Below are 8,283 nucleotides of genomic sequence, written 5' to 3'. Positions count from 1 at the left end.
TGCACAAAGCTCCGCCACTGGACATTGTTATCGTCTGCGGCGGCGTCGGCATTCAACGCACCGTGACCCGGGAACATAAATCCACCGTCTGGAAGATTGGGGCCGTCGTCAACTGGCCTACGCAATCAACAATGTTCACAAGGCTCACTACGTGATGCTGAACGTTGAGTGCACTGGCAAGGCCCTGGCCGAGCTGGAAGACAACTTCCGCTACAACGATGCAGTGATCCGTAACCTGGTCATCCGTCGCGACGAAGCCGTTACCGGCCAGTCCGAGATGCTCAAGGCTGAAGAAAACCGCAGTGAGCGCCGTGAGCGTCGCGACCGTCCTGAGCACGAAGGCGCCGAAGGCACCGACAGTGATGACAGCGACAACAGCGATAACGCTGACGAGTAATCCACGGACCTTATTAAGGAGCCTATCAAATGGCACGTTTCTTCCGTCGTCGTAAATTCTGCCGCTTCACCGCTGAAGACGTGAAAGAGATCGATTACAAAGATCTCAACACTCTGAAAGCCTACGTATCCGAGACCGGCAAAATCGTTCCAAGCCGCATCACCGGTACCAAAGCTCGTTATCAGCGTCAGCTGGCCACCGCTATCAAGCGCGCCCGCTTCCTGGCCCTGCTGGCCTACACCGACAGCCACGGCCGCTGAGACCGGGCAGTCGACAAGTAGCAAAGGATTGAATGCATGCGCGCCTTAGCTGAGTTCATCATGCGCGGCCGTATGCAGGCCACTCTCGTGGTGGCCGGATGTGCAACATTGCCGTTGTTGTATTGGTTGGGTGCTGCCGCGGGGAGCCTTGTGCTGCTGCGGCGCGGACTGACGGACGCCCTGGGTGTTCTGTCTCTGGGGCTGCTGCCGGCGTTGATCTGGTGGCTGTATGCCGATGACCCACGGGCGCTTCTGGTGCTGCTGGGGTCTTCGGGGCTTGCGCTGGTTTTGCGCGCAAGCGAGTCCTGGGTCCGTACGCTGCTGGTCAGCGTAGCAATGGGCGTGGTGTTTTCCGTGGTGCTCGGGGCCGCGTTTGCGGCCCAGATCGAGATGCTCGCGCAAGCCTTGATAAAGGTCATGCCGGCGCTTCTTGGGGAAACCTACAAGCAATTGTCGGTGGATGAGCAAACGCGTTTCGCGTCCCTGATTGCACCGGTCCTGACCGGACTGATTGCGGCATTGTTGCAAATCGTCAGCGTGCTGAGCCTGATTGTCGGGCGGCATTGGCAGGCGTTGTTGTACAACCCGGGCGGTTTTGGTCGCGAGTTTCGCGCCATCCGCATTCCGCTGGGGCCGGCGATGTTACTGCTGGCGTTGATGCTTCTGGGCCCGAATCTCGGTGCACAGATGGCCATGTTGACGCCGTTGTGCAGTGTACCGCTGGTGTTCGCCGGGCTGGCCCTGATTCACGGGCTGGTCGGGCAGAAGCGACTGGCCGGTTTCTGGCTGGTGGGGTTGTACGTCACGCTGCTGTTGTTCATGCAGCTGATCTATCCGTTGCTCGTGGTTCTGGCCATTGTCGACAGCCTGATTGATTTTCGCGGTCGTCACGTGTCGAAAGACACCGACAGCGCGAACGGTGAAGGTTAAAAGTTAGAGGATTTTCACATGCAACTGATCCTTCTGGAAAAAATCGCCAACCTGGGCAACCTGGGCGACAAAGTAAACGTTAAGGCCGGTTACGGCCGTAACTACCTGCTGCCTTTCGGCAAGGCTACCGCTGCGACCGCTGCCAACCTGGCTGCGTTCGAAGAGCGTCGCGCCGAGCTGGAAAAAGCCGCCGCAGACCGTAAGGCATCGGCTGAAAGCCGTGCTGCCCAACTGGCCGAGCTGGAAGTGACCATCACTGCCACCGCTGGCGACGAAGGCAAGCTGTTCGGTTCGATCGGTACTCACGACATCGCTGACGCACTGACCGCTTCCGGCGTTGAAGTGCAGAAGAGCGAAGTTCGTCTGCCGAACGGCACCATCCGCAACGTGGGTGAATTCGACGTAGCCGTGCACCTGCACGCCGAAGTTGAAGCCACCGTACGCGTTGTCGTGGTAGCAGCTTAAGCAACACCGGATCGGCTGGCGGCTTGTCCGTCAGGCGGTTAACATCGGGCACGATCCTGTTTACAGGTCGTGCCCTTTGTCTTTCTGAATCCCCTGCTTTTCACCTAATTCTCAAGTGGCCATGAACGATATCTCCGCTCCCGAGCAATACGATCTGCAAACCGCTGCCCTGAAGGTGCCGCCACACTCCATCGAGGCCGAACAGGCCGTACTCGGTGGTTTGATGCTGGACAACAACGCCTGGGAACGCGTGCTCGATCAAGTCTCCGACGGCGATTTCTATCGACATGACCACCGTCTGATCTTCCGTGCGATCGCCAAACTGGCCGATCAGAACATGCCGATCGACGTCGTGACCCTGTCCGAGCAACTGGACAAGGAAGGCCAGACGTCTCAGGTTGGCGGTCTCGGTTATCTCGGCGAACTGGCGAAAAACACGCCGTCGGTCGCCAACATCAAGGCCTATGCGCAAATCGTCCGCCAGCGTGCGACGTTGCGCCAACTGATCGGCATCAGCACCGAAATCGCCGACAGCGCCTTCAATCCTGAAGGCCGCACCGCCGAAGAAATTCTCGACGAAGCCGAACGGCAGATCTTTCAGATCGCCGAAGCGCGGCCAAAGACCGGCGGCCCGGTCGGCGTCAACGAACTGTTGACCAAAGCCATCGATCGCATCGACACCCTGTTCAACACCGACAACGCGATCACCGGCCTGTCCACCGGTTACACCGACCTCGACGAGAAGACCAGCGGCCTGCAACCGTCCGACCTGATCATCGTCGCCGGTCGTCCGTCGATGGGTAAAACCACCTTCGCAATGAACCTGGTGGAAAACGCGGTGTTGCGCAGCGAAAAAGCCGTGCTGGTTTACTCCCTCGAGATGCCAGGCGAATCGCTGATCATGCGTATGCTTTCTTCGCTCGGTCGTATTGACCAGACCAAGGTTCGTTCCGGCCAACTGGAAGACGATGACTGGCCGCGCCTGACCTCGGCGGTCAATCTGCTCAACGATCGCAAGCTGTTCATCGATGACACCGCCGGCATCAGCCCGTCGGAAATGCGCGCGCGGACGCGGCGTCTGGTGCGTGAGCACGGTGACGTTGGCCTGATCATGATCGACTACCTGCAACTGATGCAGATCCCGGGCTCCAGTGGTGACAACCGCACCAACGAAATTTCCGAGATCTCGCGATCCCTGAAAGCGCTAGCCAAGGAATTCAACTGCCCGGTAGTGGCCCTGTCGCAGCTCAACCGTTCCCTTGAACAGCGCCCGAACAAGCGCCCGGTGAACTCCGACTTGCGTGAATCCGGTGCGATCGAGCAGGACGCCGACGTGATCATGTTCGTGTACCGGGACGAGGTGTACCACCCGGAAACCGAGCACAAAGGCATCGCCGAAATCATCATCGGCAAGCAGCGTAACGGTCCGATCGGTTTCATTCGGCTGGCGTTCATCGGCAAGTACACGCGCTTTGAAAACCTCGCACCGGGCAGCTACAACTTCGACGACGACGAATAAAGGCTGGCCGAAAACCATCGGCCAGCACTCGCCTCATTCAGCTTGCACTTGTGCCAGCGGCTTCCTCCTCAGTGCCGCTGGCCTTGTATTGGGCCAGCTCCTGGCGGCTCAGTTTTTCGATCAGGGCCGCTTCCTCGATCATCCACTCTGCCTGCATCGTTTTTGATTGCGCGTCGTAGTCGGCAAACGACAATTCATTCGCCTTGAATGAATCATCCAGGGCCGCCTGCCGATCCTGAAATGGCTGACGCCGGGTTTCGAAGACTTCCTGGTAGTGAGTGGTCAGGTATGTTTGCCAGAACTCCCTCGACACCAGGGCCTGAAACTCCTCGGCTGAGTTATCCCGCGCAATGACGGTTTGGTAGGCGCTTTCCAATTGCGCTTTGGAGACGCCGGCCAGGTGGGCAAACCCCATTTGTTCCGGTTGCCCGGGCAGTTGCAGGCGGTCTTTGAGGCCGTGGCGATAGAACAGCCTGATTTCGATTTCTTCCGCCACATGTGGCGCAGGCATATTCGCGACTTCGTTGGGCGTTCGGGCAGCGGCGATGGCTGCCTCGCGTTGGGCGATGTCCGCCGAGGCAATCTTGTCGACTTCATGCAAGCGGAACAATGCCTTGTTCAGCTTGAACAGTTCTGGCCCCTGCGTCTTGTCACCGGCGCGGGCTGTCGCGCTGTGCATCATTGACAGGACTTCGAGGTTGGCGAAGGTAAAGGCTGCCCGGTCACAGCAGGCCGCTTCACCTGCGCGATCGAACACCTCGTTGCGCAGGCGTTCGGACTGCGGCGTGTTTTCGGTGATGCTGTCGATCAGCCTCCAGACCCGGCCCTGAAGTGCCAGATGGCCGGTGGGGGTATCAAGCAGGCGTTCCAGTGTGTTGAACAAACCGTCCGAGCGCGGCTGCCCGCGCAGGGTTTGCCATTGGCGTCTGCGGTTAGCTACTTGCACGTCGGAGGATCCCGCTGCCCAACGCTCCATTGGGTCATTCACCATCGGGCGAAGGCGTGCAGGGCGTACGACGGCCGTACTGATGATGTTCCTTGCGCCTGTCAGCGGGGTCCTGGCTGCTAACAAGCGATTGTTGTATCGAAACAGACGTTCGTCGGTCGCGTCCGACAATGGATTATTCGAAATATCGGTGATGTTGTTGATGCGCACGGTGTTCGCCAGTTGATCATTCGGCGGCGCGATGACGGCGTCGGGAATATCCGTGATGCGGTTGCTGTTCAGCTCGATGGTGTCCAGCAGCGGCTGATGGATGAGGCCAGAGGGAAAGGTGTCGATCCCTGTGTGGGCCAGACTGATGGAGCGCAGGTCGACGATCTGGCTCAGATCCGGGACTATGCCCAAGTACCGGTTGCCCTGCAGCTCCAATGCTCGCAAGGTGGTACGGCCCGCGAGAACGCGGGCAGTATCGGCGGTCAGGGTAATCTGGTTTCTTTCCAGAGACAGGCGCGTCAGGCCATGCATTTCGCCAATGGCCGGGGGAAGCTCGCGCAGTTGATTCAGCCCCAGATCCAGCCAGCGAATATGGCGGAAACGCGTCAGAAAACCTTCCGGTGAAGTGCTCAGATTCATGCTCCTGAGTCTGAGCGAGCCGACGTGAGTGAAGTCGACGTCAATGTCTGGAAGGCTTGGCAGGCGCAAGCCGCTGAGGTCCAGTTCGAGCCCGATTGGCGTCCGGTCGTGGGCCAGTTTCTGCGGCGTCTCGCGCCGCCAGCAACTGATGATCCGGTTGCTGGCGGTGATCCGGTCAGCGCGGGTTTGTGCATTGAGCGCCAGTTGGTCTGCGCGAATATACCCACCGAGGTTGCCTCCACCGGAAAAAACCCAATCGTCGAGCTGGCGTTTCAGTACTTTGAATTCTCGTTCGAGACTACGCACCTTGGTAACTACGACGTCCGCGTCGAGGCTCCACAGGTATTCTCTGCATTGCTTCATGTTCTTGCCTGGAAACAGCCGTTGGTAACGCTGCGCAAGCGAGTTGTCGCTGTCGAAGTTGGGGTGAGCCAGCAGATCGGGGGCGACTGTACTGACGCGCTGCCAGAAGGTGTCGAATTTCTTCCCGTAACCGGCGGCAAAACGGTTGCCGTTGAGTACAGTCGCGGCGTTGATTCGAGCGATCGTCAACAACTGGTCCGCCGGCGGATCAAGGAATGTCGGCGGCACTTCCTTCAATCGATTGTTGCTCAAATCCAGCATGATCAGCTCGGTCTTGTCCTGTAACCCGATCGGCCACTGATCGATGCCCGTGTTGTTGAGCAACACTTGCCTTACCCGGGTCATAGCGCTGAAATCGGGCATCAAACCGAGGGCCGGATTGTCGCTCAGGTTGATCGCTTCGAGCTGACTCATGGCACTGAGGGCTGTCGCGCTGTCCTCCGTCAATTGCATACGGTTGCTGGCCAGATCCAGGTTAGTCAGGTTATGCATGGTGGCAATGGATGCGGGCAGACTTTTCAGCCCGCAGTGATTGATGACCAAGCGCTCGAGATTGGGGAAACCGGACAGGAAATTCTCGGCGTCGCCCGACCATATAGCGGCATTGATAAACAGCGATTTGACATGGCTGAAGTCGGCGCTGAGCTTCGGCAGGGGCGCCTTGATCAGCGGCAGCCTCAGCGTGTGTGTCGAATCCAGCCAACTGGCTTTGATGATATCCCCGATACGGCGCGCCTGTATTTTTGCCGGCGTGTCAGCGCCGGATGAGTCGGTCTGACTGCCGTTGACATAGGTGTCGAGCTGGGACTCAAGTGAGTCCAGCGCTGCAACACGGCGTGCCAGTTGCGCTTTACCATCGTCATCCAGAGCCAACAGAAACGCGCGCAACTGCTTCGGGTTTTTATCGGGGTAGACCCGCTGCACGCTGGCGGTTTCTGGCATGTCGGTGGGGAGTCTGAACGCATCAGCTACAGCGTTATTGCCCAGCTCCGGCTGTTCGATCGCCACTCGCTGCCAAAAGGTTTCGAGTTTCGTCCAGTAGCCGGGCGGGAATGGATTGCCTTCAAGCAGGGTGACACTGTTGATGCGCGCGAGCGTTTCGAACTGGTCAGCGGGTGGATTGAGGTTTGTCTCCGGCACTGCAGTCAAGCGGTTGTTGCGCAAGTCCAGTTGCGTCAGCCGGGACTGCATGTGTAGCCCCGCAGGCCACTGATCCAGTTGTGCGTTGCTCAGGTTCAGGGTCTTGAGATTGGGCATGGCGGAAAAATCCGGTGTTTGACCCAAAGGGTTGTCGGACAGATCCAGATGTTTGAGTTTGCTCAGCGAACCCAGTACAGCAGTCGTTTGTTCGTTGAGGGCGATACGGTTCGAACTCAGATCAAGGCTGTTCAGGCTGGACATCCGGGCAAGGGGCGCGGGAAGCGTGGCCAGTGTGGATCCGCTGATGCGCAGACCCTCCAGTCCGGAGAAATTGCCGAGCAAAGTACTCGCGGCATCTGACCAGTCGACCGATTGCAGCGTCAGGTGGCGGACATGCCTGAAGTCCGCTTGCAGCGTTGGCAGCGTGCCGTTGCCGGCCTCAAGCCACAGAATGGCACCGGTCTGGTGGCGCCAGCAGCGCTTGAGGCTTTGCGCGATCTGCCGCGCATGGACCGGCGAAGTGCCCGGCGGCGCTGCGTTGGCGGCTTGCCGCAGCCAGGCATCAAGCTCGGTTTTCAGGGATTTGTAAGCGCTCTCGCGCTGGGTCAGACCGCCAGCAACGTCATTGCCCAAGGACTCGATGTAACGGCCGATTTCTTCATCGGTGTGGTCCGGAAACAATTTTCGCGCCCGCGATTGCGGGTTGCGCAAGCGGTTCAGGGTCTGCGACAGCCGCTCGCGCATGCTCGAACGCGCCGGCACGTTGGCGCCGTCGCCGCGCATCATGCCACCGGCGCCAGCCACGCTGATGCCAACCCAGCCGTGGATGGCATCGAACACAATCGGTTCCGAACGGCCGGGACGCGTCGCGACGTAAAGGTTGGCGCTGTCGCTGGCAACGGGGTCATCGCTGCGCACGATGCGCATAACGCTGGCCACTGGCGTCGAGGCGTCCGGGTCGTGCAGCACTTGATAGGCATGGTTGTCGATCAGGGCATAGAGTTTGCCGTCAAAGCGGTGGAGCCCGTCGCTACCGGGTTCGACGTGGTTGAACGCAAGCGTTGTGCGAAACGCTGCCAGCCGGGTATCGTTGAGCGGGAAAGTGACTGGTTCGAAATTTTCCAGCGGATGCCACAGTCCGCTGTCAGGATCGCGTAGCAGAACCGGGCCGGAAGGTTTCGATTCGCTGGGCAGTCTGGCCCGGAACAGGTCAGTCTCAGCGTCCTTGCCGACCTGCACGATCCCGACGTCGACCACGTCTGCGTATTGGCGCCCTTTGAATATACGCAAGCCATCGGCGTTGACTACCGGCAAACCGGCAGCGGCCGTGACCCGGTAATGCTCCAGCGGCAGACCGACCGCGCGTGGTGTTTCGTTCGGCGCTGTCGATGGATGCACGGTAACGGTCGGCGCCGGAGTGATCGCATCGAGGTCGGCGTCGCCTGCGGGTTGATGGGCGCGTGACGGCAGGCCAAGGCTGTCAAAGCCCGGTCGCAATGTCGTATCGGTACGCGGTGTAGTGACGTCCGGAGTCGGGGTCGGGCGAACATGGGTGTTGCCTGAAAGGGTGCTTTTTGGCGGCGATTTGATTGGCATGGGTAACTTCCCTGTAGTACTTGCCAGCCACTGCCGC

5 protein-coding genes and 1 pseudogene are annotated in these 8,283 nt (G+C 59.4%); 5 read left to right on the top strand and 1 reads right to left on the bottom strand.

Annotation, left to right across the window (positions count from 1 at the left end; all coding sequences use genetic code 11):
* Window positions 1–79 precede the first annotated feature (79 nt).
* The 5 genes and pseudogenes from rpsF to dnaB all read left to right on the top strand — a co-directional run.
* Window positions 80–397: pseudogene (gene rpsF, locus ACYYKW_RS20805) on the top strand (30S ribosomal protein S6); the annotation flags it as partial.
* Window positions 398–426: 29 nt separating this feature from the next.
* Window positions 427–657, top strand: coding sequence for a 30S ribosomal protein S18 (gene rpsR / locus ACYYKW_RS20800; RefSeq protein ID WP_002551829.1), 231 nt, complete (start codon window positions 427–429; stop codon window positions 655–657).
* Between the two features lie 36 nt (window positions 658–693).
* The gene (locus ACYYKW_RS20795; protein ID WP_464991020.1) at window positions 694–1,587 is read left to right on the top strand and encodes a hypothetical protein; all 894 of its coding nucleotides are present in this window, start codon (window positions 694–696) and stop codon (window positions 1,585–1,587) included.
* An 18-nt stretch (window positions 1,588–1,605) separates the two neighbouring features.
* On the top strand, window positions 1,606–2,052 hold the full coding sequence (gene rplI, locus ACYYKW_RS20790; protein ID WP_003221136.1) for a 50S ribosomal protein L9: 447 nt from the start codon (window positions 1,606–1,608) through the stop codon (window positions 2,050–2,052).
* A gap of 121 nt (window positions 2,053–2,173) precedes the next feature.
* Window positions 2,174–3,571 carry a replicative DNA helicase gene (dnaB, locus tag ACYYKW_RS20785; RefSeq protein ID WP_090280796.1) on the top strand — a complete coding sequence of 466 codons (1,398 nt, stop codon included), beginning with the start codon at window positions 2,174–2,176 and terminating at the stop codon, window positions 3,569–3,571.
* Window positions 3,572–3,608: 37 nt separating this feature from the next.
* Here the strand turns inward: dnaB and ACYYKW_RS20780 are convergent, their stop codons facing one another.
* Window positions 3,609–8,246 (bottom strand): NEL-type E3 ubiquitin ligase domain-containing protein, encoded by a 4,638-nt coding sequence (locus ACYYKW_RS20780; protein ID WP_464991019.1) that lies wholly within the window; start codon window positions 8,244–8,246, stop codon window positions 3,609–3,611.
* Window positions 8,247–8,283 lie beyond the last annotated feature (37 nt).

Source organism: Pseudomonas sp. 15C (assembly GCF_055484735.1).
The sequence above is the reverse complement of the archived record's forward strand: the minus strand, read 5'-3'. Positions and strand labels throughout refer to the sequence as shown.

What these genes read in the sequence shown, in the direction of transcription:
- rpsR (WP_002551829.1), top strand. Translation starts at nt 427, where the DNA reads ATGGCACGTTTCTTCCGTCGTCGTAAATTCTGCCGCTTCACCGCTGAA.
- ACYYKW_RS20795 (WP_464991020.1), top strand. Translation starts at nt 694, where the DNA reads ATGCGCGCCTTAGCTGAGTTCATCATGCGCGGCCGTATGCAGGCCACT.
- rplI (WP_003221136.1), top strand. Translation starts at nt 1,606, where the DNA reads ATGCAACTGATCCTTCTGGAAAAAATCGCCAACCTGGGCAACCTGGGC.
- dnaB (WP_090280796.1), top strand. Translation starts at nt 2,174, where the DNA reads ATGAACGATATCTCCGCTCCCGAGCAATACGATCTGCAAACCGCTGCC.
- ACYYKW_RS20780 (WP_464991019.1), bottom strand. Translation starts at nt 8,246, where the DNA reads ATGCCAATCAAATCGCCGCCAAAAAGCACCCTTTCAGGCAACACCCAT.